The organism is Yinghuangia seranimata, from assembly GCF_029953285.1.
GTDB classification, from domain to species: domain Bacteria; phylum Actinomycetota; class Actinomycetes; order Streptomycetales; family Streptomycetaceae; genus Yinghuangia; species Yinghuangia seranimata.
The window spans coordinates 25,851-49,941 of the sequence record NZ_JASAOI010000030.1 but is presented as its reverse complement, the minus strand read 5'-3'; the positions used below and the strand labels follow the sequence as shown (position 1 = coordinate 49,941).

The window sequence follows — 24,091 nt, the reverse complement described above, 5'->3', positions numbered from 1 at the left end:
CGCGCCCTGATCACCCGGGGTCTTACCGGTGCTCCACAGGCGTTTACCCCGCGTGTGCGGGGGCCCCCGGTCCGGGGGTGGGTGGTGCGGTCTGGGAGGCGGCGGCCGCAAGGCGGACGCCTTCGTTCCTGATGTTGCGCGCCGCGTTCACGTCCCGGTCGTGGACGCCGCCGCAGGTGCGGCAGGTCCAGGACCGGACGTCCAGCGGCTTGGGGCCGTCGCGCTGGCCGCAGTCCGAGCACAACTGGGAGGAGGGGAAGTCCCGGGCCACGCGGCCGAAGGCACGCCCGTACCGGCCGGCCTTGTACTCCAGCATCGCGACGAACTGCGACCACCCGGCGTCGTACACGGACTTGGCCAGGCGGGTGCGCGCAAGTGCTTGCACCGCCAGGGTCTCGACAAACACGGCTTGGTTCTCGCGCGTGATCTTCGTCGAGAGCTGGTGATGGAAGTCCTTGCGCGCGTCCGCCACCCGCACGTGCGCGCGGGCCACGCGGACACGGGCCTTGTCCCGGTTACGCGACCCCTTGTCCTTGCGCGACAGCTCGCGCTGCCGCTTCCGCAGCTTCTTCTCCGCCCGGCGCAGGAACCGGGACGAGGAGACCCGCGTCCCGTCCGCCAGGACGGCGAAGTGGGTAAGGCCCAGGTCGACGCCCTGGACTCCGTCCGCGACGGGCCAGGCTGCCACATCCCTCTCGGGGGCAGTCTCCACGACGAACGAGGCGAAGTACCGGCCGGCGGTGTCCTTGACCACGGTCACCGTGGACGGGACGGAGGGCAGTTCCCGTGACCAGCGGACCTTGATGTCGCCGATCTTCGGCAGCCGCAGCCGCCCCTCGCCGGTGATCTTCCAGTGGGCGTTGGCGGTGAACCGGACCGCCTGCCGGTGGTCCCGGCGGGTCTTGAAGCGGGGGCGCCGGATCCTCGGGCCTTTGCGGGTGCTGGTGACGGAGGCGAAGAAGTTCCGGTACGCGGCATCCAGGTCCCGCAGGGACTGCTGCAACACCACGGCCGACACCTCGGCCAGCCACGCCCGTTCCGGGGTGCGCTTGGCCTCGGTGATCACCCGCCGGGACAGCTCCGCTGACGTCGGGTACGGCAGCCCCTGCGCATATGCCTCCTCGCGGATGCGCAGCGCGTCGTTGAACACCACCCGCGCGCAGCCGAACGCCTGCGCCAGCGCATCGCGTTGGCCTGGGGTCGGCTCGATCCGGAAGGCGTAACGCAGTTGCATGACAGTCAGCATATGTAGTTGGTTGACAGCTCATATGCGGAAGATCAGAACAGACAGGCGCAGTGCTTCCGTGGTTCGTGCGCACCCGGTCCTGCGACGAAGTACCGGCCACTCCGGCGGGCACGGGCTCGCGGGGCTGCGCGAGGCGGTCACCGCCGCGGGCGGCACGCTCTCCAGCGGTGCCCTCTCCGACGCTTCGCACGCGCCCGGCGGATGGCGGGTGACCGCCCGGTTCCCGGTGGTGGCACGATGACCGCGGTGACCACGCGCATCCTCGTCGCCGACGACCAGCCCGAGATCCGCGGCGGGTTCCGGCTGATCCTCGACTCGCAGCCGGACATGACCGTCGTCGGCGAGGCCCCGGACGGCACCACCGCGCTCGCCCTCGCCCGCGAACTCCGGCCCGACGTCGTGCTCACCGACATCCGCATGCCGGGCATGGACGGGCTCGAACTCACCCGTGTCCTCGCGCCGACGACGCGGGTCGTCGTGGTCACGACGTTCGACCTCGACGAGTACGTGCACACCGCGCTGCGCGCCGGCGCCTGCGGGTTCCTGCTCAAGCGCTCGGGCCCGACGCTGCTGATCGAGGGCGTCCGCGCCGCGATGGCGGGCGACACGCTCATCAGCCCGCAGCTGACCGTACGGCTGCTGAGCGCGCTGAACGGCCCCACCCCGGCCCCGGGTTCGGCACCCGCGCCGACGCCCGCACCGGCCGCCACGCCCGGCACACGGCCGCCCCACCCGCTCACCGAGCGGGAGTTGGAGATCGCGGTGCTGGTCGCGCAGGGGCTGACCAACGCCGAGATCGCCACCGAGCTGTTCATCAGCGCGGGCACCGCGAAGACGCACGTCGCGAACATCCAGGCGAAGGTCGCGGCCCGGAACCGCGTCGGCATCGCCGCGTGGGCGTGGGAGCACGGTCACGCGCGCGGGGACGCGGGCAGCGGCGGGCGCTGACCCGCCGGCCGGACGCCGCCCGATCACGCGCGTGTGGGAGCGCCGCCCGGGCGCAGCGGCAATATCCAGCCAGCGGCAGGACCCGGCGGAAGAGACCACGTGCTCGGCCGAGACCCCCGCAGAACGCGCGAAGCCCTGTCCAACGCTCGTACAGCGTGCGGCCCCTCGACGCGTGTCCTCCGCGACGCGTACTAGTGCGCGTCGGGCGCCGCCGCGTCGCGGGGCGGGGGCGGCGAGGGGGCTGCCGTTGGTTCATAGGACGTGGCGGAGTTGGAGGCCGAGCCTGCGTCGACCCGCTCAGCCGATCCGCAGCGTGCGGCCGATCCTGTCGAGCTCGTCCAGCCGCTTGCCCGCCCCGGACTTGGCGACGCCGAGTGTGTAGACGGGCGTGCCGCCGGTCACCGTGACGACGGTGACGCGGAACCGGAACGGCGTGTCCTTGGCGTCGTCGGGGACGCATTCGAGGTCGGTGTACCAGCCGTCGTGGCCGTCGACCTTGACCGCGTGGTCGTCCTTGACCTGGTCCTTGGCGTCGTCCGGGTAGAAGAACTCGGCGTACTGCTTGGCGAGCGCGTGCGCGGCCGCCTTCGTGTCGCGCTCCTGGGACGCGAACATCTTCGCGTCGAGGACGCCGACGAGGAACATCGCCTGGTCGTCTTCGGACCCGGAGGCGGTCGGCTTGGGCTTCGCGGACGCGTTCGGGTCCGACTCCGCCGGGGCCGTGCTCGCGCCCGAGGTGAAGTACGTGAGCAGGTTCTTGGACTGCGTCCACTCGCCGGGCACCGAGTAACGCACGTGCGCTGTGGAGTCGTTGATCTCGTGCGTGCCCGCGCCGGTCAACCCGCCGGACCCGGCGCCGGGCGCGCCTCCGCTCGCGGCCCCGCTCCCGGTCCCGGGCGAGGACCCCGGTGTGCCGCCGGTGGACGTGGACCCGTCACCGCAGCCCGCGGCGAGCAGTGCCACCGTGAGCGCCGCGGCGGCCGCGCCCGTCCTGGCGGCTCCCCCTCTTCGACCTGTCATGCCCGTGCTCCCTACCCGTCCCGTCGGTCGCGCGATCTGGGCGACCAACGTAGGGAGGGTTGCCGCGGCGCGGCAGAGTACACGTACTCAGGTACGGACCACCGGCCTCGGGCCGGGGCGGGCAGGGCTCAGGCCGACCAGTGCGCGGGCCGGTCGAAGCCCTGCGGCAGCCGGGTCCTGGCGTCGCCGCGCGCCGCGCTGACCTGCGGCTGGGTGAGGAACAGCGCGCCGGTGAGGTCGGCGCCGGACAGGTCGGCGTCACGCAGGTCGGCGCCGAGGAGGTCCGCTCCCCGCAGGTCGGCGCCCGTCAGCTGCGCGGCTATCAGCAGCGCGCCGCGCAGATCCGCCTCGCGCAGGTCGGCACCCGCCAGCTTCCGGCCGATCAGGTCGGCGCCGCGGCGGTTCTTGCCCTTGCCGCGCCCGTGCGTGGCGCGGGCGAGCGCGCTGGCCTGGAGCAGCAGTTCGCCGACCGCCGCCCGGCGCGCGTTGACGTCGACCCGGGCCAGGTCGTCGGGGCCGAGGTCGGTCAGTGCCGCGATCTCGTCGCGGAGCGCCCGCAGCTCGCCCGACAGCGCGCGGGCGGGCTTCAGGCCGAGGGCCTGCGTGAGGTACCACAGCAGCTCGTGGAGCTGCTTCATGACCGGGAAGGCCGCGAACATCGCACGTGCGGTCTTCTGGTCGCCCCGCCAGTCCCGGCCGCCGAACGTCACCTGCGACGTCTTCTGGCCGGCGCCGAAGCAGTCGTACACCGTGCAGCCCGGGAAGCCCTTGTTCCGCAGCCGGTCGTGGACTCCGCACCGGTGCTCGGCGGTGAGGTTGGCGCACGGCTTGCCGGCGGGCTTGTCGACCGCGAAGTCGTTCCCGGCCGAGAACGGCAGCGCGACGCAGCACAGCCCGAAGCAGGCCGCGCAGTCGCCCCTCAACTCCGGTCCGAGCAGGGGCAGGGATCGGCGGTCAGCAGCGTCGGGGCGCACAGTGGGGGCTTTCTTGGTTCAGAGTCTTCGGCGGCGGCGGGCCGCACAGGGCCGCCACCGGCGCAAGTCTACGGCGCGGGCGTCGCCGTCAGGCCCTCCCCACACGGGCCGGTTATCAGCACCCGCATTCCCCCTCCGTCGCGGGTGTGTGGTCGACGCTTCGGCTCGGGCGACCCGGCCGCGGCCCTCACCGCCGCCGGCCGGTCGAGCCGCACCTCACTTCTCACCCAATAGAACGTCCCGGCCCGACCCCGGGTTGGCGGATCGCTCCGACATCACCCGTTCGGCCGAGCCGGGACGTACGGCCGGGTCAGGCCCGGGCCACCGGCTCCTGCAGCTCGGTCACCCACTGGTCACGGTCCTCGGGGCACTCGAGGTTGACCTCGCGCACGTACCCCGTCGACCGGTAGCCGTTGGCGTCGATCCACCGGGCGAGCGCCTGCTCCGCCGGCAGCATCTCCTCCATCCGGCCCCGGTGCACCAGCGTCGCCGCCTCGAACGGCGGCAGGTCCACGACCCGCAGGCCGTCCTTCTCCCCCAGCGGCGCGGCCACCACGACACCCGCGCGGATGAGCACTCCGCCCTCGGAGGCGTCCTCGTAGCGGGCGACGCCGGGGCCGGTCACCTCGATGCCGTCGGCCTCCAGGCGGCTGAGCAGGCGGTCGTACAGCGGCTGGATGACGGGGCCGACAGAGGCGGTTCCGAAGTCTGGCGCCACGGCGGTCATCTCCGCGACGCGGACCGACGGCACGGTCTTCAGGACGACGTCGTTGACGGGCATGCGCCCCTCGCTCTCGATCGATCGGAGCCGCGCCTCGACCTGGACCAGCCGCGCGGTGGCCGCCGACACCGCGGCCTCCAGCTCGGCGCGCCGCAGCCGCAGCATGTCGCGCAGTTCCTCGGCGGTCACCCGGTCGTCCAGGATGACCTGGACCTGGTGGAGGGTGAAGCCGAGTTCCTTGAGCGCGATGAGGCGGTTGAGGCGGGCCATCTGGTCGGCGGTGTAGTAGCGGTAGCCCGTGGCGGGGTCGACGTGGGCCGGGTGCAGCAGTCCGGTGGCGTCGTAGTGGCGCAGCATCCGGACCGACACCCGCCCGTGCCGGGCGAAGTCTCCGATGGTGAACATGATGTCTCCGAGTCGACCGCCTGACACGGTGTGAGGGTCAAGGACACGCCCCGACGAGGCTCAATGCCCGGCCGGTCCGCACTTCCCATTCGTCCAAGACGCCCGGCGCGCCCCGGCGCAGACTCGAGAGCAGGACAAGGAGAGCACAGCGCACGACCAAGGGGATGGCCGCCATGCAGCAGACCGTCGCACCGATGATCTCCTACGAGGACGCCGGCGCCGCAAGCGCGTGGTTGGTGGAGGCGTTCGGGTTCAAGGAGACCTCCAGAGTCGTCATGCCGGACGGCAGGGTCGGGCACGCCGAGCTGGAGTCGGAGGCCGGCGGGCTCGTCATGTTGGCCGAGCCGACCCCCGCGTACCGCGGTCCGACGCGGCACGCGGAGACCTGCGCCGACGCGGCCGCGTGGCTGGAGGTGCCGTACGTGATCGACGGCGTGCACGTTTATGTGCCGGACCTGGACGCGCATTTCGCCCGCGCCGTGGCGGCAGGGGCGACGATCCTCGCCGAGCCGACGGAGACCTCCTTCGGGAGGATCTACCGCGCGGCGGACCCTGAAGGCCACCGGTGGTTCTTCGAGGCCATGCCGGCGGACGGGGAAGCGTGATGCCACAAGGTGCACAGGACAGGTGATCCCCGGCCCACGGGGGTGGGCGGGCGCCGCGTTCGGACAGGAGCGCGGCGCCCGCGCATATCCGGGTGGATCCACGAACACCCTTGTGCGGGAAGAGTTTTGCTGTGGCGAGCCCGCGCGGGTGCGGGAACAGTTTTCCCTCCGAAGTGGGCGCATCATCGTTGACACCGTCGATGCGCGCGCGCTTCACTCCAAGCCATCCGCACTGCGTCGGCCGTCGCGCCACGATCCCCAGAGAGGGGTCATTTCCCATGGAGCCAGCAGCGCCCTCCTCCCCACGACCTTCCGCCGCCCGGCTACGCGTCGCCAACCGCGCGGGCATTCCCGACCCGCTCCGCGCCGCCATGTCGGTGCACGCCGAGGCCCGGCGGCTCGGCATGCCCACCGCCGATGTCGCGGGCGCCGTCGCCGAGAACACCGAGCGCAGACGCGCTCGCGCGGCCGAGCGCGAGGCCGGACGGGCCACCGTCAGCCGCCGCCAGGTCCTGGGCGCGGCAGGGGCGTTGGCCGCGGTGTCGGCCCTGCCCGGCGGCCTGCTGTCCCCGTCCGCCGCGAACGCCGCCACCGCGCCGCGCGTCGTGGTCGTCGGCGCCGGCCTCGCCGGCCTGCGCTGCGCGCACAAGCTGTGGACCAGCCCGCGCCGCATCGCCGCGACCGTCTACGAGGCGGACACGACGCACATCGGCGGCCGCTGCTGGTCGCTGCGCGACTTCTTCGCCAACGGCCAGGTGAGCGAGCACGGCGGCTCGTTCATCAGCACCGGCGACAAGGAAATGCTCGCCCTCGCCAAGCGGTTCGGCATCGCCACCGAGGTCCACAACGGCGGCGGGCTGACCAGCGGCGACTACCTCGCCTGGATCAACCACACGAGGTACAGCGGCTTCGACGAGGAACTGGAGGCGTTCATCCCGGCGATCAACGCCTCCTACGAGGCCATGGGATGGCCCCGGTACAACGACTACACGCCCGAGGCCCTGCGCCTGGACCGCATGTCCGCCATCGACTACATGACCGAGATCGGCCTCGATCCCCGGTCCCGGCTCGGCCAGTTCGTGCAGAGCCGCATCCTCCAGAACGGCGGCGAGCCGTCGGACGTCTCCGCGATCGACTTCGTCGGCTTCTTCGCGGCGCCGCCCGCACCGGGAAACAGCGGCGGCAACGGCCCCGACGCCGGCTACTTCGACGAGATGTTCCACCTGAAGGGCGGCAACGACCAGGTCGTCAGCGGCATGCTTCGCGAACTGCCCGCTGGCACGGTAAAGCAGGGCCATGAGCTCGTCGCGGTGCGGCTCAACGGCAACGGCAGCTACACCTGTACGTTCGACCGCTGCGGCACGATCGTCGAGGTGACGGCCGACCACGTGGTGCTCGCACTGCCGTTCCGGACGCTGCGCAACGTGGACCTCAACGGCGCGGGCCTGTCGTCCCTCAAGCGCAGGGCGATCGCGCAGCAGGGCATGGGACAGAACGCCAAGCTGGTCCTGCAGCTCGACCGCAAGACGTGGCCGGCCGCGGGCAGCAACGGCATCACGCTCACCGGGCCCGACGGCTACCAGACCGCGTGGGACGGCTCGGTCGAGCTCGGCGAGAACGGCGGCCCCGCGCTCCTCGTCAACTTCCCCGGCGGCAACACCGCGCGCTACCGGTACACGGGCGCGGCCCACGGGCCCGCCCCTTCGGCGGACGTGGCGTTCTTCCTCGACCAGATCGAGAACCTGCTGCCGGGCACCCGCGCGGCCTTCAACGGGCGCGCGTACGAGGACCACTGGTCGGTCGACCCATGGCACTTCGGCGCCTACCACTACTACCGCGTCGGTCAGATCACCGCGTTCGGCGGCTACGAGCAGGTGCAGGAAGGCCGCGTCCACTTCGCGGGCGAGCACACGAGCGACGGCGACGCAACGCTCAACGCCGCCGTGAAGACGGGTGAACGCGCCGCGGGCGAGATCCTCGCGCAGGTCTGAGCCCGCGCCCGATCGAGGTGCCTCTACGTCTGAAAGGCCGTCGTCCTTCCGAGGGCCCGGTGAGTCCACTGCCGGACCTGCGGGCGTGTGGGGCGTGGACGGTCACGGGTCCGTGGTGAGAGGTGCCGTGGTCGTCAGCGGATCTCGTTGACGTGCCAGCCGAACTTCACGCCCCCGTGGATGTCGATGACGGTTTTCCCTGACGCGTCGCGTCGTCCCGTGTCTTCGGCCAGGAACGTCTCGCCGACGAAGCGGGCGTCCACCGCGCCCATGCCGTCCACGCCGATCTGCGGCATGTCGTGGTAGTTGAAGACCTGCTTCCCGTTGACGGGGGTCAGCCCGCCGTAGTTGTAGAACGGATTGGCCCGGCCGATGGTGTCGACTTCAGCGGGCCGACTCGGGGTACCGAGGAAGGCGGCCACCTGGATCCAGTGCAGCGTGTCCGTGATCGGCGGACCGGCGCGACCGGGCTCGTACACGATGTACATGCCGCCGCCGAACGAGGTCGTCGGATCGTTCCCGGTGGCCTCTCGGGCCACGACACCGTACGACTGCACGCGGAACTCGTCGCGTCCGCGCAGGCCCCCGAGGTAGCGGAAGCTGTAGTGCGCGCCGTAGGCGGCCTCGAGCGTTTCGCGGAAGCGCAGGTCGGGGTCTTCCGGCAGGTCCTCGTAGATCGGGTGCGGGGCGTCGCCCGGCTTGTTCGCTCCCAGGACCCCGATGCGGTGCGGCCTGCCGTTGTACGTGAAGTCACGCATAGGCGTATGCCCGCCGAGGGTCATCCCGAGCGACTGACCGGGGATCATGGGCAGCCCGGTCGGTTGGCTGGGCCGGTAGTCCGGCAGCAGATGCGTCCCGCCACCGGTGTGGGCCGGCCGGGCGGCGTCCGCCACCGTGATCGACCCGAGCCCGGTCGCGACCGTGATCCCTACACCGATCCCGCCACGCAGCGCTGCGCGTCGCGTCATCCCGGTCATGGCCGAACCTCCGCAACCTGCCAGCCGAAACTGAGGCCGCCGTGGACTTCGACGACGTCCTTGCCGGACGCGTCCTTGCGCCCGGTGTCCTCGGCAAGGAACGCCTCTGCCGTGAAGTGGTGGGACAGAGGCCCCTGGTCGCCCTGGCCCGGTAGCCGCATATATGGAATCTCCACGTGGTAGCTGAAGTTGCCGACCCGCCGCCCGTTCACCGACGTGGACCCGCCGGTCGGATGGAACGGATTGCCAGGGCCTGTGCCGTCCAGGCGCGGCGTGGAACCGGCCCCCGAGGCCGGGTCCAGGCTGCCTGCGGTGCGGCTTACCTGAAGCCAGCGCATCGCGCCGTGGGCGCCTCCACCGGGCCGCGGGTCGGGATCGTAGACCGTGTAGAGATCCGCCCCCAACCGCACGGGCTCCATCTCGGTTCCTTGAACGGCGACCACGCTGTACGACTGGATGCTGAACGTGTAGCGCCGACGAGCGCCGAACCGGAACGCGTAGTGGGCGCCGAACGCCGCACCGAGCGTTTCACGGAACCGCAGTGCCGTATCGGACGGCAGGTCCACGTACGCCGGGTCAGACGCACCTGCGCCGCCCGATCCCGGCGACACTAGGCTCACACGGTAGGAACGCCCGTCGATCGCAAGGTCCTTACTCGCGACGTTCCCGCCGACTGTCACCCCTGACGGCTGGTCACCACCAGGCCATCCATGCGGTTGACTGCTTTGGTAATCGAGGACCAGCGGTTGTCCGCCGAACACCATGCGCTATGCCTCCTGATGCTCTCGACCGGCCGATCCGGACGCAGGAGCCATTCCACGGCAGCACAAGTTTCCCCAGCGTCAACGATGCATGGGACAAACGAGCCCCTATGCGGATGTGGTCTGCGCGGCAGGCGCCCGATCGGCGTCGGCGGGTGCCTGTGCGGCAGCCGGTCGGGCCGCCGCACCGCGTGTGCGCACGAGCAGCACTACGAGGACAGCGGCCGCGAGGCCGACGACGGCGGACATCACCGTGACGGCGTCCAGCCCGGTGGCGAACGCGTCGGCACTCTGCGCGGGAGAGGCACCGGGCGCGGGACGCCCGCCCGCGAGGGCCTCGGTGGCGGCGTGCGCGTTCGGCACTCCGGCGTCGCTCAGCGAGGCCTCGGCCTGGTCGCGGAACAGCACACCTGTCATCGCGACGCCGAGCGCGAAGCCGAGCTGGCGGAAGGTGTTCAGCGCACCGCCCGCCATGCCGGAGCGCTGCGGCGGGACGACCGACAGCATCGCGGTGGCGAGCGCAGGCATACCGAGGCCGACGCCGACGCCCGCGGTCACCAGGCCCGGGACGAGCACCGTCCAGTCGGAGCCGGCGTCGACACGCGTCTGCATGACCATGCCGGCGCCGACGAACAGCAGGCCGCCGCCGATCATCCAACGCGGCGGGACGTTGTGCATCAGGCGTCCCGCGAGCGCCGCGACGATGAACGCGACAGCGGCCAGCGGAGAGATCATCAGGCCCGCCTGGACCGCGCTGTGGCCGAGTCCGCCTTGCAGCCACACGGAGACCTGCGGCATCCAGGAGAACGCGGCGAACTGCAGGGTCAGGCCGCCGATCAGCACACCGGTGAACGACGCGTTGCGCAGCAGCCCGAGGTCGAGCATCGGTGCGGTGCTGCGCAGTTCGACGACGACGAACAGCACCGCGGCAACCGCCGCACCCGCGAACGACAGCAGTACGCCGGTCTCGCCGAGGCCGTGCTCGCCCGCGCGGATCAGGGCGTACGTGAGCGCGGCGGCGGACGCCGTGAAGGTCGCGGCACCGGCGATGTCGACGCGGGTCCCCTTGGCGCCGTGGGACTCGCGCAGCCAGCGCGCGGCGAGGACGAGCGTCAGCGCGCCGACCGGCAGGTTGACCAGGAAGATCGAACGCCAGCCGATGTGTTCGGTCAGCAGCCCGCCGACGACCGGGCCCAGCGCGGCGGCGCCCCCGGAGACGGCGCCCCACACGCCGAACGCGACCCCGCGGTCGCGGCCTTCGTAGGCGCTGCCGATGAGCGCGATGGCCGTCGACAGCATGGCGGCACCGCCGACACCCTGGAGGACGCGGGCCGCGACGAGCGTGCCCGTTCCCGGCGCCACACCGCACAGGAGCGACGCGGCGGTGAACAGACCGAGGCCCACCATGTACACCCGCTTGCGCCCGACGATGTCCGCCAGCGCGCCGCCGCCGAGGAGCAGTGCGGCCAGGGCGAGCGCATAGCCGTCCATGACCCACTGCAGGTCGGCGTACGTCGACCCGTTCGCGTCGGCGATGTCGGGCAGTGCGACGAGCACGACGGTGGTGTCCATGAGGAGCATGAACGCCCCCAGGCACACCGCGATCAACGGCCCCCACTTACGCATGACCAGGTCCTTCCTTCCGTGACCGGAACGGCCGCTCCGGGCCGCGTGGATTCGCGATCACCACATTGGGAGCAGACGCCCGAGACACAGAGCCGGGCGGCGGGAATCGGCGGAATCCGCCGTCGACTACGGTTGTGCGGGTGGAATCCGTCATCACGCTCGACGACCTCGACAAGGCCCTGATCCATGCCCTGGAGGTCGACGGCCGGGCCTCCTTCGCGCGCATCGCGCGGGTGCTGGACGTGTCCGAGCAGACCGTCGCGCGCCGATACCGCCGCCTGCGGGGCGCGGGGGCGATCCGGGTGGTGGGCGTGGTCAATCCGGCGCGCCTGGGGGCCGTCCTGTGGCTCGTACGGCTGCGCAGCACGCCCGACGCGGCCTGGGCGATCGCGGAGGCGCTGGCGCGGCGCGACGAGACGTCCTGGGTCGAGCTGTCGGCTGGCGGAACCGAGATCGGCTGCCTGGTGCGGGCACACGCGGGCGAGTCGGGCGACGAGCTGCTGCGGCACGCGCTGCCGCGCACGCCGAACGTCGTGGACATCTCCGCCCAGTGCGTGCTGCACGTCGCCTTCGCCCTGAGCTGGCGGCGGAAGCGGATGGCCCTGACGGACGACCAGGTCGCCGAACTGCGGGCGGGCCACAGCGCGTCGTACGGTCCGTGGGCGCCGATCCCCTCCGACCGGCCGGCGGTGCCGCTGGAGGAGACCGACCTGCGGCTGCTCAACGCGCTGGCGGTCGACGGACGGACGGGCTTCGCGGAACTGGCCGCCGCGACAGGCCTGTCCGAGACGGCGGTGCGGCGACGGCTCGACCAGCTGCGGGCGGAGAAGGGCGTGGTGTTCGAAGTCGACCTGGACTGCACGCTGTTCGGGCACCATGTGACGGCCATGATGCGGATGTCCGTACCGCCGAAGGACCTGACCGCCGTGATGGCGGCGCTCAGCGAGCACCCGGAGATCGTCTTCGTGGGCGCGACGACCGGCCAGACGAACGTCGTCGCCTCGGTCGTGTGCCGCGACGAACGGGACCTGTTCCGCTACATGTCGACCGAGCTCGCCGCGCTGGAGCAGGTGGCGTGGGTCGAATCGTCCACGACTTTCCGGCAGTTCAAGCGCGAGGGCGCGGTGCTCCCGGGGTCGCCGGGCCGGCGGGTCGGGCCGACGGGCGGCACCGGGGGCACGCACAGTCGGGCCAACGCGTCGGCGAAGGCTCCGCGTAGGCCCAGGCCAACGCGACCGGTCCCATGACGGAACGGGATACCTCGACGATGTGGCCGGTGGCCGGAAACAGTCGGTAGACGCGGAGCGTCATACCGGAGGTCTCGCGCACGACTCCGCCTCCCCAGTGTCACGATTCGCACACTCAGCGTCGCTCGCTGTGGCTAGCCTGAACAGGTTCCTGTGTCCGCAAGCGGTACCGAGGACGGGGAGGTTCGAGGTGGAGAGGGAGTTGCGGCCGGATCGTTCGGCCCGGGACCTGTACGGGTCAGAGCTGCGCAGGCATCGAACAGGGGCCGGGCTGACGCTGGCCCGCCTCGCGCAGATCCTGCGGTACAGCAAGACGCACTTGGGCAATATCGAGACAGCGGACAGGATGATTCCGCCGGACCTGTCGCCGAAGCTGGACGCGGCGTTCGGGACGGATGGGTACTTCGTGAGGCTGTACGGATTGGCGAGGCACGAGCAACACCCTGGAAAGTACCGGCGGTTTATGGAGCTTGAAGCGCAGGCGTCGCGCATTCTCCAGTACTCGGGACACCTGTTCCCTGGACTGCTTCAGACAGAGGCCTACGCTCGCTCGTCGCTACACATCGGCGACCCTGAAGCCGACGATGACGAGATCGAACAACTGGTGGCAATCCGCCTCGGCAGACAAGAGCGGCTCCGCTCCGAATGCCCACCGCACCTGTCAGTCATCCTCGACGAAGCCGTGCTTCGACGACCGCTGGGCGGCGTCTCGACCATTCGCAGGCAACTGGCCGCCCTGCTGCCAGTGATGGACACCGGCCGGACCATGATCCAGGTTCTTCCGTTCTCGCATGGAGGACACGGACTACTCGGTGGCTCGATGACGGCGCTCACCTTGCCCGACGACACAACAGTGGTCTACTTGGAAGGAATTCAGTCGGGGCAGATCGTCGAAGAGTCGGAAGAGGTCACGCGGCGCATCCGCGCGTACGAGCGACTCCGGTCCTACGCCTACTCGCCGACGGAATCCGCCGCGTTCATCACTTCGGTCATGGAGGACTACCGCCGATGCGACCCACAACGACCGAGACGTCACCGGGCACGTGGCGCAAGAGCTCGTACAGCAGCACCGACGGCGGCGAATGCCTTGAAGTCGCAACGGTCATCGATCAACTGATCCCCGTTCGCGACTCCAAGGACATCCACCGCGGCATGCTGACTGTCCCTACCGCGTCGTGGTCGGCCCTCGTTCAGGGCCTCAAGTCCTAGCCAGGAACGGGACGACCGTCCGCACAAAGGTGTTGCGTTCGGCGTCGGCCAGCAGCGGGTCCAGGTGGGTCATGGCGTCGTCACGGGCGTACTCCGCCTGACGCACCTGCGAGTTCGTGACGACCCAGTGGGCCGCTTCGTCGGCCGTTCCGTGGGTGAGGCCTGTCGCGAACGAGTAGAGCGGCACGTCGATCTCCTTCGTATGCCACAGCCGCAGTCCGAGTTGCCTCGCCGTCGGCGTGTCCGCGAACGGGTCCGCCGCCTCCAGGTCCAACGTCAGGCGGTTCGGCCAATACCACTCGTACATCCCGGGCTTCGGGCCCGCGAGGGAGTGGGCGACATCTTCCGCGTCCGTGTAGGCCGGGTTCACCGCAAGGTCGGGAACCAGGGGGTGATCGGCGTACAGCCACTTCACCAGCCCGAGGTTGGTCACCGGCACAGTGGGCCGCAACACCGTGGGCAGCAGGGGCGCGAGCGCCGACGGCTCATCCGGGGCCTCGACCGCGTACTTGCCGGCCAATTGCTGGAGCACGGCGAACGTCTCCGCGCGGTCGAACGTCACCGACGGGTCGAACACCTCGCCCGTGCGTATGCGTTCGACCCGCGCCCGGGCCTCCTCCGGCGTGACGCGGTACGTGTACCCCTCCCCCGCGAACGCGTCGTGCACCCCGCCGTCGATCAGGACGAGCCCGCTCAGGTCCCGGTAGCCGGCCCGCCCGTTCCAGTCCCAACCGGCATAGGCCAGCGCGGTCGTGGCACCCCACGAGTGCCCGCCGAGCACCACCTTCCGGCGCCCGCCGTCCCGCGCGGCCAGCACGACCCGCCGCAGGTCGTCCAGTTCCGTCGCCAGGCCCCAGTCGGCGACATAGGGCGCCGACTGGGGCGTCTGCGCCCGGTAGCGCCCGCCCAGGTAGTAGTCGGCGGCCGCCTGTGCCGTCCCCGCGAACCCCCGCAGGTCGGACAGCGCCGCCTCGCGGCGGTCCACGGCCCACACCTGAGTGTCAGGCGCCCGCGCCACCAACTCCTGTGCCGGCTTCTCGAGTCCGCCAGCAGCGCCGAACTGTCCCGCGACGAGCACGAGCACCTTCCGGGCCCGGCTCGGCCCGACCTTCAGCACCCGTACGCGGGCATCCGCGCCGTCCACGGCCACGTACGTCTCGCGCACCCCGGACATGTCGCCCGCTCCCGGCCGGGCCATCGCTGTCGGTGCCTGCGCCGCCAACACCAGCACCGCCGCCACGACTCCGACCGCCCGCCGCACTCCGCCCCTGCCCCCGCCTCGCACGCTCACTGCCGCTCCTCCCAGTGATGGACACCTGCCGGGAAGAGGAGGCTTACAGGGCGGACGTTCCGCGTGATCCGCGCCACAGCGCTCTTTGCGCTGCCGGCTGAGGGGGAGGATTCCGATCCGCTGCGGCGGCGCGTCGTCGGCTTGCGAGCCGGCCGCCATCTGCGTTGGCGGCCCGTTCGGTCGCGGCGTGGAAACCGTCGGCCATGCACGGTCCCCCGGCCTGTCCGCCGACGGCGGCCACCTCCCCCTCCCGATTTTGATTGTCCGCGCGGCCGGGTCGGCGTCAAGGCGCGGTGGATCATCGAAGTACCGGCGGCCTGACCTGTGCTCGTGGGGGCGCCTTGACCCCGCCCCGGCCGCGCTTAAAACCGCGGCAACTATCGGGAGGGGGAGGCGGTGTGGAGGCGCCGTGCGCGCTTCGCGTTGCCGTCCTGCGGTCCCAGCGTGGTGGGCGCCGGGGCGGCGCGGTTTTTCCCTGTTCATGAGTGGTTCGCGGAAATGTGTGGCGGCGAACCTCTCATGATCTTGGTGTGGGAGGGCGGCTGGCGCCGATTCCGCACTCCCGATGATCGCAAAGGCCCTGAATCCGGCGTTTCGGCAGGGGTGTCTTTGGTCTTGGGAACGGAATGGACGCTCAGCGTCCATTTGGTTCCCAGGGTCGTGAAGCGGGTGGCGGGGCGACCGGGAGGGGCGGGGTGCGGGCCTTTCCGGCGACGGAGTCGGCGGCGACCACGCTGGGACGGCAGCCCGGCACGACCAGCGCAGTCAAAGCGCCTTCACACCCCGCGCCCCTCCCGATAGCTGCCGGGTTGTCTGCGCGGACGGGCGGCTGTCAAGCCGCCCCCACGACCCCGGCACAGGCCGCCTGTTCGTACAAGATCCACCGCGGCTTGACAGCCGGTCGGCCGCGCGGACCATCAAAAATCGGGAGGGGCGCCAGGACACCGCCGGCAGACGGACCAACCCCGGTGCAGCCCAGCGGTTTCCACGCCGGGACCGAGCGGGCCTCCCGAAGTCAGGCGGCACGCTCGCAAGCCGACGACGCGTCGCCGCGACGGAGCGGAAGTTCCGTCACGGCTCCGCGTTCAGGCCCGCCTCGCGCGCGCGGATCACCGCCTGGGCGCGATTGGCCACGCCCAGCTTGGCGAAGACGTTCGACATGTGGTTCCGCACGGTCTTCGGGCTCAACCGCAGTGCGCGTGCCATGTCGCCGGTGCCCATACCGCTGTTCAGCAGCCTCAGGACGTCGGCCTCGCGATCGGTGAGCCCCATCAGACCCGTCGGGCGCGGGGCGGGACGGGAGCCGGAGGCCATGCCCGCCAGCAGGGCGGAGACCCCCGTTCCCAGGAACGCGCATCCCGCGGCCACCGCGCGCACCGCGGCCGTGATCTCGCCGGCGGAGGCGCCCTTGAGGACGAAGCCCCGCGCCCCGGCCGCCAGGGCCGCCTGCACGGTCGCGGCGTCGGAGAACATGCTGACCACCAGGACGCCCGTCCCCGGGCAGGCCTCCGCTATCCGGCGCGTCGCTTCGATCCCGTCCCGGCCGTCCGGGCCGTGCATCTGAAGGTCCATCAGGACCAGTTGTGGACGCAGTGACTCCGCTTTCGCGACAGCATCGTCCCCGCCGGAGGCCTCGGCGACGATCTCCACGCCGGGCTCCGGGATGTCCGCCAGCAGTGTGCGCAGACCGGCGCGGAACGTGGGGTGGTCGTCGACGATCACGGCTCGGATCGGCGTGGTCATGACGCCCCCGCCCCGTCGCGCAGCGGGACGCTGAACGCCACCCGCGTCCCGCCGCCCGGCGCGCGGCCGATGCTGCATGTGCCGCCCATCCCGTGGACACGGCCGCGGATCGACGCCAGGCCCGTACCCGGCACGAGCACGGATGGCAGGCCGCGGCCGTCGTCCACGATCTCGACGTTCAGGCGGTCGGTGGTGCGTACGGAGACGAACACCCGTGTGGCGTGCGCATGGCGGCGTGCGTTGGTGAGCGCCTCCTGCACGATCCGGTAGACGTCGCGCTGCACCGGCTCGGTCACCGCCCCGCAGTCGCCGTGGAAGGTCAGCAGCACCGCAGGGCTGTCCAGGTCGCGGGTGAGCGCGCGCAGCGCGTCCGCGAGGCCGTCGCGGACCAACGGCGGTGGTGCGGCTCCGCGTACGACGGCGCGCAGGTCGTCGAGTGCGGCGCGCACCTGGGCGTGTGCGGGCTCCAGCACCGACCGCAGCGCCTCGGGGTTGCGGTCGGGGTCGAGCCTCATGACGGCCGCCGCCAGGGCATGCCCCACGCCGTCGTGGAGTTCGCGGCGCAGGAGCTCCCGTTCTGCGGCCCTGGCCTCTTCCAGCCGGAGCACCGCATAGGCAAACGCCGCCAGTTGCCGTGCCAGGCGGTCGACCGTCGACAACGTCCGCGTGTCCAGCGGCGCGTCGGCATAGATGTGCAGCCGTCCCAGGTCCTGTCCGCGGCACACCAGGGCCACGTCGATCGGCGGCTCGACGGTACGCCCGTACTCCCCGGCCACGGTGTCGAGTTCCACGGAGACGCCGTCGACTCCCAGTTCCCGGGCGGCCAACTCGGCCACCTGGCACAGCGCGTCGGTCGGGTCGGCGGTCTCGTCCGACAGCACGAGGATGGCCGCTTCGAGCACCGCCTCGTGCCGCGCCGCCTGTTCCGCCAGCCGGCGTCCGCGGGAGTGCGACCACACGGCGATCGCCACGTGGGTCGCTCCGGCCGCATAGACGACGAGCAGGCCCGAGGCGGGCAGGACGGGGCGCAGGAGGATCGCCAGCACCAGGCACGCCGCCACCCCCAGGGCCGCGACCGGCACACGCCAGGACAGCCGCCTGGTCAGGCGTTCGAGCTCGTCCGTACGTCCGCTCGTGACCGCAATCAGCACGGCGAGGGGCGGTGTCAGCAGCACCAGTACGGTCACCGCGAGCACGACCGCCGTCGGTATCCACACGCTGGGGACGGCATAGAGGGCCGCCCCGGCGACTCCGGCCAGCGCCGCCACGGGAACGTCGCGCCACTGCCACGGCGCCGCGCGCAGCACGGCGACACCCAGGACGGCGACCGCGATCGCCAGCCCGAGTGCCGTGATCACGTCGACGGAGACCGGGAGTTCGACCATGGTGAGAACGGGCAGCGCCAGTACCACCCAGGGCCCGCGGCGCGGCGCCAGAGTGATGACGGCTCCCGCGAGCGCGCAGAGTTCCACCACCGGAGCCGCGGCGTCGAGTGTGCTGCGTCCCGGCGCCGCGTGTTCGAGCGCCAGTGCGGCGAGCGCGAGGCAGCCGCCGGCCAAGGCGATCGCCCGGGGCGGGTGCAGATGCACCGGCCCCGGGCGAGGAGTTGCTCCGCCACCGGGCGCGTGCCCGTCGGATGTGCGTTCGTCGGACATGCGCGGGTCCGACGTGCGTCCGACGGGCACGCGGTCATCAGCCGCGCCCACCGCGACGGTTGGTCTCGCGGCGTCCGCCGCCTGCTCGGTCGAGGCCAAGCTCTCCCCCCGGAGTCCGCTCCCGCGCGGCACGCGCGGGAGTCACCCTTCGGGGGTCATTGTCCTGGACGAACGGTGGCTTTCTTCAAGGGGGCTGACGATGTGTCAGGCAATCTGGGTGACCGTCAGGTACACCTCGTAGACGCCGCCGTTGCCGCTGAGCACGCGGGTCTGCGGGCCGAGCGGGGTGTAGTAGCCGCCGACCACGAAGCCGCCGACGCGGTCGTCACGGCCCGGGTCGCGGTCGAACGCCTCGATCGACAGCGGGGTGCCCACGGAGTCGGTGTAGTACACCGGCAGCTGCATGGACAGGTCCACCGGATTGCCCCGGTGCATGTCCCACGGCCCCCACACGGTCCTGCCGTCGACCTTGATGTACACCTCGTCGACGCTGTTGTTGTCCTGGTTGTCGACGACCATGAGGCCGGTCAGTCGCACGGAGTAGACCTTGACCGGAAGCGTGTCCGCGTTCGCGGTGCCCGCGGTTCCGGCGACGAGTCCGGCCGTCGCGGCCAGGGAGACCGCGGCCCCGACCAGGCCGCGGCGCAGGGGCGACTTCATCGCCTGCCTCACGCGATCTGCGTGACGGTGTAGTACACCCAGTACTCGCCGTCGTTGCCCTTGAGGTCGGCCGCGTTCGGGCCGACGTTGGGCGCGGCGGCGGACAGCGTGATGGTGCCGACGCGGTCGTCGCGGCCCGGGTCGCGGTCCCAGAACTCGATCTTCATCGGCGCGGTGCCGTCGAAGTAGAACGTGCGCGGCAGCGAGATGTTGAGGTTCTCCGGCGTGTTCCAGTGGATGTCCCGCGGGCCCCACACGGTGCTGCCGTTGACCTTGATGTACACCTCGTCGACGCTGTTGTTGTCCTGGTTGTCGGCGATGTTCAGCCAGTTGAGCTGCACCGAGTACACGGGGCCCGCGGCGTGGGCGGTGCCGGCCGTGCCGGCGACGAGGCCGGCGGTGGCGGCGACGGACAGCGTCGCGCCGACGAGGGCGCGGCGGATCCTGCGGGACATGGCTGTCTCCTGGTCTTCGGGGGCGGGCGCGGCCGGCAACCGGGGGTTCGACGGCCGCGCGCCGCGGCGAACGACGTCGACCCTTCCGCACCCGGTGTCCCGTCGTCCTGAGCCATCCGTCCCGGTCCCGGGACCGGGACGGACGTCCCGGGTGCGCGGGAACGCCGAAGGGGCGTACGGCACATGCCGCACGCCCCTCCACCGAGCTCAGACCGTCAGAACTGCGCCTTGCGGTACAGCCCCACGACCGCGGCGCCGCCGAGGCCGATGTTGTGCGTCATGCCGATCTTGGCGTCCGCGACCTGGCGGCCCTCGGCCTGGCCGCGCAGCTGCCAGGTGATCTCGGTGGCCTGCGCGAGGCCGGTGGCACCGAGCGGGTGGCCCTTGGAGATCAGGCCGCCCGACGGGTTGACGACCCACTGGCCGCCGTACGTGGTGCCGCCGTCCGCGACGAGCTGGCCGCCCTTGCCCTCGGCCGCCATGCCGAGCGCCTCGTAGGTGATGATCTCGTTGATCGAGAAGCAGTCGTGCAGTTCGATGACGTCGACGTCCTCGATGCCGAGCCCGGACTTCTCGAAGACCTGCCGCGCGGCGAGCGCCGACATCGGCTTGCCGACGACGTTGATGACCGAGCCGTCGAACGCCTCGGCGGTGTCGGTGGTCATCGTCTGGGCGACGATCTCGACGGCCTTGTCCTGCAGGCCGTGCTCGATCACGAAGCGCTCGCTGACGACCAGCGCGGCGGCCGCGCCGTCCGAGGTCGGCGAGCACTGCAGGCGGGTGAGCGGGGTGTGGATCTCCTTGGCCGCGAGCACCTCTTCGAGGCTGTACTCGACCTGGAACTGCGCGTACGGGTTGTTCACCGAGTGCTTGTGGTTCTTCACCGCGACAGCGGCGATCTGCTCCACGGTGGTGCCGTAGCGCGCCATGTGCTCGCGCGCCGCGTTGCCGAAGATCTGCGCGGTGGGCGGCGTCATCTCGAACGGGTAGGCCTTGGCCATGATCCCGTAGTGCCGGCCGACCGGGCTGGTGGCGAAGCCGCCGGCGCCCGCGTCGCCGCCCATCGAGCCCTTGGACATCTTCTCGAAGCCGATGGCCAGGACGCAGTCGTTCAGGCCGCCCTCGACGAACTGACGCGCCATCATGAGCGCGGAGGAGCCCGTCGCGCAGTTGTTGTTGACGTTGTACACCGGGATGCCGGTCAGGCCCAGCTCGTACACGGCGCGCTGGCCCTGCGTCGACGCGCCGAAGCAGTAGCCGACCGGGGCCTGCTCGACGAGGTCGTACGCGATGCCCGCGTCGGCGAGCGCCTTCTCGCCCGCTTCCTTGGCCATGTCGTAGTACTGCCAGTCGCGCGTCTCCGGCTTCTCGAACTTGGTCATGCCGACGCCGACGATGAACGCCTTGTTACCCATGGCTTCCGCCCTCCCAGAAAATGCTGGACACGATCAAGTTACTTCTCGGACGGCGCGGGGTCACGCGGCAGTCCCAGAATCCGCTCGCCGACCACGTTCAGCTGGACCTGCGTGGTCCCGCCCGCGATGGTCAGGCAGCGGCTCATCAGGAAGCCGAACGACGCCTTCGCGCCCGCCCCTTCGTCGACCGCGCCGAGCGCGCCGAGGATCTCCAGGCTCAGCTCCGACTCGCGCTGCTGGTGCGGCGTGCCGACCAGCTTGCGCACGGAGGCGCCCGGGCCGGCCTCAAGGCCGGAGATCTGCGCCATCGTCGTCCGCAGGCCGATCAGCGCCAGCGAGGACGCCTCGGCGATCAGCGCGCCGAGCCGCTCGCGGTAGCCGCCGTCGACGAACTCGCCCGCCGGGCCCGCGACCGCCGCGACCAGGTTCTCGATGCCGGCGCCGAAGGACGAGTCCGCGCCCATGTGCACGCGCTCGTTGCCGAGCGTGTTGCGCGCCACCTGCCAGCCGCCGTCGACCTCACCGACCACCATCGAGTCCGGCACGAACAGGTCCTCGATGAAGATCTCGTTGAACATCGCCAGGCCGCTGATCTCCTTCAGCGGACGGATGTCCAGACCCGGCGAGGACATGTCGACGATGAAGTACGTCAGACCGTCGTGCTTCGCCTTCTCGGGCGAGGTGCGGGCGAGCAGGATGCCCCACTCCGACTCCTTGGCCCGCGACGTCCACACCTTCTGGCCGTTGATCAGCCAGCCGCCCTCGACCTTGGTCGCGCGGGTGGTCAGCGACGCCAGGTCCGAGCCCGCGCCGGGCTCCGAGAACATCTGGCACCACTGGAAGTCGCCGCGGAGCGTGGTGAGGGCGAACTTCTCCTGCTGCTCGGGGGTCCCGTACGCCAGGACCGAGGGCAGCACCCAGTTGCCCATGGTGATGTCCTTGAGGCGGACCCCGGCGGCCTTCATCTCCTGCTGGATGACGAGCTGCTCGATCGGGCCGGCCCCGAGGCCGTACGGCGCGGGGAGGTAGGGCGCGGCGTACCCGGTCGGCGCCAGCGCGATCCGCGCCTCGTCGGGGCCCTTCCCGACCGCGGGCGCCAGACCCTCACGCACCCGCTCGCGCAGCTCGTCCGCCCCCTCGGGCAGGTCGAGGACCAGTTCGCGGCGCGCACCCGCGGCCGCAAGCTCGGTCACGCGCAGCTTGTGCGCCGCGCCCGGACCCGCGTACTGCCGCAGCGTGAGCGCACGGCGCAGGTAGATGTGCGCGTCGTGCTCCCACGTGAAGCCGATGCCGCCGAGGATCTGCACGCAGTCCTTGGTGGTGGTGAAGGCCGCCTCGATCGCGTACGTCGCGGCGATCGCGGAGGCCAGACCGCGGGTGGCGGCGTCCTCGGTCACGGCCCGCGCGGCGTCCCACGTCACGGCGCGGGACTGCTCGACGCGCACGAGCATGTCGGCGCACAGGTGCTTGACGGCCTGGAACTGGCCGATCGGACGGCCGAACTGCTCGCGGACCTTGGCGTACTCGGTCGCGCACTCGAGCGCCCAGGCAGCGACGCCGCACGCCTCGGCCGACAGCAGGACCGCGGCGTAGTCGCGCACGAGGTCGTCGTCGACGCCGGCCAGCACGCGCGACGCGGGCACGGTGACGTCGTCGAGCACGACCTCGGCGCTGCGGCGCGTCGGGTCGACGCTCTTCAGCTCCTTGACCTCGGCGGAGGCCGCGTCCAGCACGAACCACACCACCGCGCCGCCGTCCTGGCGGGCCGCCAGGACCAGCAGGTCGGCCGCCGCGGCACCGAGCACCGGCTTCGCGGTGCCGGTGACCGTGAAACCGCCGTCCGCCGCGGTCGCGGTCAGGCCGGACGGCTGGAGCGCGATCGCGGCGACCGTCTCGCCCTCCGCGATACCGGGCAGCAGCTCCTTCGCGAGCTCGGCGGCCGACGACGCGCCGATCACGGCCGAGGCGAGCACCGTGGGCAGGAACGGGCCGGGCAGCGCGGCGTGGCCGGCCTGCTCCAGGGCGACCGCCGCCTCGACGAGGCCGTAGCCGGCGCCGCCGTGCTCCTCGGCGATGTGCATGCCGAGCAGGCCCTGCTCGGCCAGGCCCGCCCAGTGCGCGGGGCGCTCCTCGGCGTCCGCCTCCAGCGCGCGCCGCACTTCGGCGATCGGTGCAACGCGTTGCACCCAGCCGCGCACCGACTCCTCGAGTGAGCGGTGCTCCTCCGTGATCCCGATCGCCATGTGCCCTCTCCACTGCTCTCGCTGTACGCGGTGTACCTGCGATGCCTTGTCCTGCCCGCATGCTGCGGCGATAGTAGAACGCGTTTCAGTTAATCGGGAGGGCCGGAACGCCGTACGGCGGCGGATGTGGCCCTCGACACGGCCGTGGCAGCCCGCGTTGAGGCAGGATGATCGCCGACACGCCCCGAAGAAGACAGGGGCGACGACCGTGCAGAGCAGGGGACGCATGACCACCGACGCCTATGGCATCGATCCGCGCGTGCTGGACGCCTTCCACTCGGCCGTCGGGTTCATGCCCGCCGACGAGGGCGCGGCCCTGTACGCGGCGGCCGTCGAAGCCGCGAAGGTCGGGCCGCTCCTCGAACTCGGCACCTACTGCGGGCGCTCGACGATCCTGCTCGCCGCGGCGGCGCGGGACACCGGGACCGTCGTCGTGACGTTGGACCACCACCGCGGGTCCGAGGAGCAGCAGCCGGGCTGGGAGTACCACGACCCGACGCTGGTCGACCCGGAGGTCGGGGCGATGGACACCCTGCCGACTTTCCGACGCACCCTCTACAAGGCCGGGCTCGAGGACCACGTCGTGGCGCTGGTCGGGCGGTCGCGGACGATCGCGCCGCTGTGGAACACCCCGGTCGGGATGGTGTTCATCGACGGCGGGCACACCGACGAGCACGCGAGCGGCGACTACGAGGGGTGGGCGCCGCACGTCGCCAAGGGCGGGCTGCTGGTGATCCACGACGTGTTCCCTAACCCGGAGGACGGCGGCCAGGCGCCGTACCGGGTGTACCTGCGGGCACTGGCGTCGGGGGCGTTCACGGAGCAGCCGGGGCTCGGGTCGCTGAGGGTGCTGCGACGCACCGGTGACGGGATCTGACAAGGTCTTGTGCAGGCGCCGC

20 protein-coding genes and 1 pseudogene are annotated in these 24,091 nt (G+C 71.5%); 7 read left to right on the top strand and 14 right to left on the bottom strand.

All coding sequences use genetic code 11. The features are described 5' to 3' along the window. Positions 1–43: 43 nt before the first annotated feature. The gene (locus QI554_RS20685) at positions 44–1,234 is read right to left on the bottom strand and encodes an RNA-guided endonuclease InsQ/TnpB family protein (protein WP_425528015.1); all 1,191 of its coding nucleotides are present in this window, start codon (positions 1,232–1,234) and stop codon (positions 44–46) included. A 249-nt stretch (positions 1,235–1,483) separates the two neighbouring features. On the opposite strand from QI554_RS20685, the gene QI554_RS20680 reads away from it, so the two are divergent. Beyond that, positions 1,484–2,194, top strand: coding sequence for a response regulator (locus tag QI554_RS20680; protein ID WP_281471636.1), 711 nt, complete (start codon positions 1,484–1,486; stop codon positions 2,192–2,194). Between the two features lie 297 nt (positions 2,195–2,491). On the opposite strand, the gene QI554_RS20675 is transcribed toward QI554_RS20680, so the two are convergent. The 3 genes from QI554_RS20675 to QI554_RS20665 form a co-directional block, all read right to left on the bottom strand. Further along, complete coding sequence (locus QI554_RS20675; RefSeq protein ID WP_281471635.1) at positions 2,492–3,214, bottom strand: APA family fibronectin-binding glycoprotein; 723 nt, start codon at positions 3,212–3,214, stop codon at positions 2,492–2,494. Between the two features lie 128 nt (positions 3,215–3,342). After that, positions 3,343–4,137: a pentapeptide repeat-containing protein gene (locus tag QI554_RS20670; RefSeq protein ID WP_281471634.1), complete on the bottom strand. Its 795-nt coding sequence runs from the start codon at positions 4,135–4,137 to the stop codon at positions 3,343–3,345. Between the two features lie 361 nt (positions 4,138–4,498). Then, the gene (locus QI554_RS20665; RefSeq protein ID WP_281471633.1) at positions 4,499–5,314 is read right to left on the bottom strand and encodes a MerR family transcriptional regulator; all 816 of its coding nucleotides are present in this window, start codon (positions 5,312–5,314) and stop codon (positions 4,499–4,501) included. 173 nt (positions 5,315–5,487) lie between these two features. Between QI554_RS20665 and QI554_RS20660 the strand changes: the two genes are divergently transcribed. Both QI554_RS20660 and QI554_RS20655 read left to right on the top strand, forming a co-directional pair. Then, the gene (locus QI554_RS20660; RefSeq protein WP_281471632.1) at positions 5,488–5,919 is read left to right on the top strand and encodes a VOC family protein; all 432 of its coding nucleotides are present in this window, start codon (positions 5,488–5,490) and stop codon (positions 5,917–5,919) included. A gap of 278 nt (positions 5,920–6,197) precedes the next feature. Then, complete coding sequence (locus QI554_RS20655; RefSeq protein ID WP_281471631.1) at positions 6,198–7,910, top strand: flavin monoamine oxidase family protein; 1,713 nt, start codon at positions 6,198–6,200, stop codon at positions 7,908–7,910. Positions 7,911–8,044: 134 nt separating this feature from the next. On the opposite strand, the gene QI554_RS20650 is transcribed toward QI554_RS20655, so the two are convergent. The 3 genes from QI554_RS20650 to QI554_RS20640 form a co-directional block, all read right to left on the bottom strand. Then, entirely contained in the window at positions 8,045–8,887 is an 843-nt protein-coding gene (locus tag QI554_RS20650) for a hypothetical protein (RefSeq protein WP_281471630.1), read from the bottom strand. Beyond that, complete coding sequence (locus tag QI554_RS20645) at positions 8,884–9,453, bottom strand: hypothetical protein (RefSeq protein ID WP_281471629.1); 570 nt, start codon at positions 9,451–9,453, stop codon at positions 8,884–8,886. The genes QI554_RS20650 and QI554_RS20645 overlap by 4 nt, the downstream gene beginning before the upstream one ends. Positions 9,454–9,756: 303 nt before the next feature. Next, positions 9,757–11,274 (bottom strand): MFS transporter, encoded by a 1,518-nt coding sequence (locus QI554_RS20640; RefSeq protein WP_281471628.1) that lies wholly within the window; start codon positions 11,272–11,274, stop codon positions 9,757–9,759. 140 nt (positions 11,275–11,414) lie between these two features. Here QI554_RS20640 and QI554_RS20635 point away from each other — a divergent pair, with 140 nt between their 5' ends. The 3 genes and pseudogenes from QI554_RS20635 to QI554_RS20625 all read left to right on the top strand — a co-directional run. Next, positions 11,415–12,521: an Lrp/AsnC family transcriptional regulator gene (locus QI554_RS20635; protein ID WP_281471627.1), complete on the top strand. Its 1,107-nt coding sequence runs from the start codon at positions 11,415–11,417 to the stop codon at positions 12,519–12,521. 190 nt (positions 12,522–12,711) lie between these two features. Beyond that, positions 12,712–13,638 (top strand): helix-turn-helix domain-containing protein, encoded by a 927-nt coding sequence (locus QI554_RS20630; protein ID WP_281471626.1) that lies wholly within the window; start codon positions 12,712–12,714, stop codon positions 13,636–13,638. After that, a pseudogene (locus QI554_RS20625) lies at positions 13,623–13,730 on the top strand (DUF397 domain-containing protein); the annotation flags it as partial. The gene QI554_RS20630 and the pseudogene QI554_RS20625, both read left to right, overlap by 16 nt. Here QI554_RS20625 and QI554_RS20620 read toward each other — a convergent pair. The 7 genes from QI554_RS20620 to QI554_RS20590 all read right to left on the bottom strand — a co-directional run bounded on the left by QI554_RS20620 (position 13,720) and on the right by QI554_RS20590 (position 23,192). Continuing rightward, the gene (locus tag QI554_RS20620; protein WP_281471624.1) at positions 13,720–15,021 is read right to left on the bottom strand and encodes an alpha/beta fold hydrolase; all 1,302 of its coding nucleotides are present in this window, start codon (positions 15,019–15,021) and stop codon (positions 13,720–13,722) included. The pseudogene QI554_RS20625 and the gene QI554_RS20620 overlap by 11 nt on opposite strands. Before the next feature lie 1,071 nt (positions 15,022–16,092). Continuing rightward, a complete protein-coding gene (locus QI554_RS20615; RefSeq protein ID WP_281471623.1) occupies positions 16,093–16,764 on the bottom strand; it encodes a response regulator transcription factor in 672 nt (223 codons plus the stop codon). Further along, a complete protein-coding gene (locus QI554_RS20610) occupies positions 16,761–18,353 on the bottom strand; it encodes a sensor histidine kinase (protein ID WP_281471622.1) in 1,593 nt (530 codons plus the stop codon). Before QI554_RS20610 ends, QI554_RS20615 begins: the two co-directional genes overlap by 4 nt. Positions 18,354–18,623: 270 nt before the next feature. After that, on the bottom strand, positions 18,624–19,079 hold the full coding sequence (locus tag QI554_RS20605; RefSeq protein ID WP_281471621.1) for a hypothetical protein: 456 nt from the start codon (positions 19,077–19,079) through the stop codon (positions 18,624–18,626). An 8-nt stretch (positions 19,080–19,087) separates the two neighbouring features. Then, the gene (locus tag QI554_RS20600; protein WP_281471620.1) at positions 19,088–19,534 is read right to left on the bottom strand and encodes a hypothetical protein; all 447 of its coding nucleotides are present in this window, start codon (positions 19,532–19,534) and stop codon (positions 19,088–19,090) included. A gap of 215 nt (positions 19,535–19,749) precedes the next feature. Continuing rightward, positions 19,750–20,949 (bottom strand): lipid-transfer protein, encoded by a 1,200-nt coding sequence (locus QI554_RS20595; protein ID WP_281471619.1) that lies wholly within the window; start codon positions 20,947–20,949, stop codon positions 19,750–19,752. Between the two features lie 38 nt (positions 20,950–20,987). Continuing rightward, positions 20,988–23,192, bottom strand: a complete 2,205-nt coding sequence (locus QI554_RS20590; RefSeq protein WP_281471618.1) for an acyl-CoA dehydrogenase family protein — start codon at positions 23,190–23,192, stop codon at positions 20,988–20,990. 226 nt (positions 23,193–23,418) lie between these two features. Here QI554_RS20590 and QI554_RS20585 point away from each other — a divergent pair, with 226 nt between their 5' ends. Beyond that, a complete protein-coding gene (locus tag QI554_RS20585) occupies positions 23,419–24,069 on the top strand; it encodes a class I SAM-dependent methyltransferase (protein ID WP_281471617.1) in 651 nt (216 codons plus the stop codon). The last annotated feature ends 22 nt before the right edge of the window (positions 24,070–24,091 follow it).

Excerpts from the sequence above, each read along its gene's own strand:
- QI554_RS20680 (WP_281471636.1), top strand. The coding sequence starts at position 1,484 with ATGACCGCGGTGACCACGCGCATCCTCGTCGCCGACGACCAGCCCGAG.
- QI554_RS20595 (WP_281471619.1), bottom strand. The coding sequence starts at position 20,949 with ATGGGTAACAAGGCGTTCATCGTCGGCGTCGGCATGACCAAGTTCGAG.
- QI554_RS20600 (WP_281471620.1), bottom strand. The coding sequence starts at position 19,534 with ATGTCCCGCAGGATCCGCCGCGCCCTCGTCGGCGCGACGCTGTCCGTC.
- QI554_RS20675 (WP_281471635.1), bottom strand. The coding sequence starts at position 3,214 with ATGACAGGTCGAAGAGGGGGAGCCGCCAGGACGGGCGCGGCCGCCGCG.
- QI554_RS20650 (WP_281471630.1), bottom strand. The coding sequence starts at position 8,887 with ATGACCGGGATGACGCGACGCGCAGCGCTGCGTGGCGGGATCGGTGTA.
- QI554_RS20665 (WP_281471633.1), bottom strand. The coding sequence starts at position 5,314 with ATGTTCACCATCGGAGACTTCGCCCGGCACGGGCGGGTGTCGGTCCGG.
- QI554_RS20655 (WP_281471631.1), top strand. The coding sequence starts at position 6,198 with ATGGAGCCAGCAGCGCCCTCCTCCCCACGACCTTCCGCCGCCCGGCTA.
- QI554_RS20615 (WP_281471623.1), bottom strand. The coding sequence starts at position 16,764 with ATGACCACGCCGATCCGAGCCGTGATCGTCGACGACCACCCCACGTTC.
- QI554_RS20685 (WP_425528015.1), bottom strand. The coding sequence starts at position 1,234 with ATGCAACTGCGTTACGCCTTCCGGATCGAGCCGACCCCAGGCCAACGC.
- QI554_RS20605 (WP_281471621.1), bottom strand. The coding sequence starts at position 19,079 with ATGAAGTCGCCCCTGCGCCGCGGCCTGGTCGGGGCCGCGGTCTCCCTG.
- QI554_RS20660 (WP_281471632.1), top strand. The coding sequence starts at position 5,488 with ATGCAGCAGACCGTCGCACCGATGATCTCCTACGAGGACGCCGGCGCC.
- QI554_RS20585 (WP_281471617.1), top strand. The coding sequence starts at position 23,419 with ATGACCACCGACGCCTATGGCATCGATCCGCGCGTGCTGGACGCCTTC.
- QI554_RS20640 (WP_281471628.1), bottom strand. The coding sequence starts at position 11,274 with ATGCGTAAGTGGGGGCCGTTGATCGCGGTGTGCCTGGGGGCGTTCATG.
- QI554_RS20590 (WP_281471618.1), bottom strand. The coding sequence starts at position 23,192 with ATGGCGATCGGGATCACGGAGGAGCACCGCTCACTCGAGGAGTCGGTG.